Origin of the sequence: Intrasporangium sp. (genome assembly GCF_035280925.1) — a bacterium.
Taxonomy (GTDB): Bacteria; Actinomycetota; Actinomycetes; order Actinomycetales; family Dermatophilaceae; genus Intrasporangium.
On record NZ_DATEEY010000164.1, the window covers coordinates 1 to 2,192 of the forward strand.

General features: G+C 68.4%; 2 protein-coding genes. One reads left to right on the forward strand and one right to left on the reverse strand.

Annotated features, from left to right (window positions below; genetic code table 11):
• Window positions 1-107: 107 nt before the first annotated feature.
• On the reverse strand, window positions 108-629 hold the full coding sequence (locus VJN29_RS14970; protein ID WP_324144432.1) for a nitroreductase family deazaflavin-dependent oxidoreductase: 522 nt from the start codon (window positions 627-629) through the stop codon (window positions 108-110).
• Between the two features lie 89 nt (window positions 630-718).
• On the opposite strand from VJN29_RS14970, the gene ychF reads away from it, so the two are divergent.
• Window positions 719-1,813: a redox-regulated ATPase YchF gene (gene ychF, locus VJN29_RS14975; protein WP_324144433.1), complete on the forward strand. Its 1,095-nt coding sequence runs from the start codon at window positions 719-721 to the stop codon at window positions 1,811-1,813.
• Window positions 1,814-2,192 lie beyond the last annotated feature (379 nt).

Consider the following 2,192-nt stretch of genomic DNA (forward strand, 5'->3'; position numbering starts at 1 on the left):
TGGCTCCCTACACCGCACGGATGCTGGAGGTCGCGGCGGACGCCGAGCACACGGCATACCTCGAGAACAGCGAGCCGATGGTGCGCTGAGGCCGTCGGCTGGGGCGCTCACCGGGGGACCGGCTCCACAACGAAGACCCGCAGGCGACGGCCGGTGATTCGGTCCTGGTACCGGCGGTATCCGACGTACACCCGCTCGGACAGCGTCAGGACCTCGGTCATCTCCTCGTCGGTGGCCGGTCGCGCGACGACCTCGACCGTGGTGCCGCGGTACGACACCGTGGCCCGCGGCTGGGCCTCGAGGTTGAGCACCCATGCCGGTGTCTCCCGTCGCCCGAAGTTGGTGCCGATGAGGGCCAGGGTGCTGCCGTAGGGAATGGCGATGAGGTGGCTGGTGCGGGGGAGGCCGCTGCGTCGACCGGTCGTGGTGACATCGAGGACGGGAAGACCCACGATCAGGCTGGGCGCCGAGTGGCGGTGGCGGGTCAGGCGTTGCACGCACGTGTCGAGGGGCGGCAGCATCCGGGAGACGACCCGGGAACCAGCCCTCGATGCGACGACCGCCTGTGCCGCGCGCTGCACCGCGGTGGCGGGCCGTACGCGGTAGTCCAGATCCTCGGCGAGGCCCATGGTTCGAGAGTATGGGCTCGGCCGTGGCGCGGCCTCCGTCCCGGCTGGCGGGACTGGCAGCGCCGCGGCGCCACTAGACTCTCGGCCTCGTGGCACTCACCATCGGAATCGTCGGTCTCCCCAACGTCGGCAAGTCGACGATGTTCAACGCCCTCACGAAGAACACCGTCCTTGCGGCGAACTACCCGTTCGCGACGATCGACCCCAACGTGGGGGTCGTTCCGCTCCCGGACGAGCGCCTGGGGCGTCTTGCGGAGATCTTCGGGAGCGAGAAGATCCTTCCGGCGACCGTGTCCTTCGTCGACATCGCCGGCATCGTGCGTGGTGCGTCGGAGGGGGAGGGTCTGGGCAACAAGTTCCTCGCCAACATCCGCGAGGCCGACGCGATCTGCCAGGTGGTGCGCGCGTTCGAGGACGGTGACGTCGTCCACGTCGACGGCAAGGTGTCGCCCAGCTCCGACATCGAGACGATCCACACCGAGCTCATCCTGGCCGACCTCCAGACCCTCGAGAAGGCGGTCGTGCGGCTCGAGAAGGAGGCGCGGATCAAGAAGGAGTCACGACCCCTCCTGGACAACGCCCTCGCCGCGCAGAAGGTGCTCGAACAGGGCACGACGTTGTATGCCGGTGGTGCGGCTGCTGGCGTCGACCTCGGCCTCGCGTCCGGGCTGGGGCTCCTGACCACCAAGCCCTTCATCTTCGTCTTCAACCTGGACGAGGAGCAGCTGGCCGACACGGACCTCCATGCGAGACTCGGTGAGCTCGTGGCACCGGCCGATGCGGTGTACCTCAACGCCAAGCTCGAGATGGACCTCATGGAGATGTCCGCCGAGGACGCGCACGAGATGCTGCAGTCGTTCGGAGCCGAGGAGTCCGGGCTCGACCAGCTGGCCCGGGTCGGCTTCCACACCCTTGGCCTGCAGACGTACCTCACCGCGGGGCCGAAGGAGTCACGCGCCTGGACGATCCACAAGGGGTGGACCGCGCCACAGGCAGCCGGCGTCATCCACACCGACTTCCAGCGCGGGTTCATCAAGGCCGAGATCGTGTCTTTCACCGACCTGGATGCCGCTGGCTCGATGGCCGCCGCCAGGGCAGCAGGCCGGGTGCGGATGGAGGGCAAGGACTATGTGATGCGAGACGGCGACGTCGTCGAGTTCCGACACTCTGCAACAACCCGCTGAGTGGCGCGGCCCCCAAAGGTGACACCAGCGATGAGGGACAGGGACTCCAGGCCCGCCGATGACCACCACAGCCACCGCCTCCCCGGCGCGCTCCGTTTGGGCCGCATGGGGAAGACACGGGTCACCCCGAGTGCGAGCCTGCCCTTGTCCCAGTGCCCGCTGGTTCGAGGGTCTTTGGTCCGCTGCGTTTCTTCGCGTGCCTCGTCAAGGGACTCCGGAGCCTGCGGTGCACGCATCTGACGCCCTTCGGCGGCCCAGCGTCAGGAGAGCGACGCCTGGCAACTCAGAGGCGTCAACCCGGCTCAGGGTGGCGGTATCGCCGGCGGAGTGAAGGTCGACAAGGATCTGCCGATGGCCCCCAGCGCTGGCTGGAACTGGA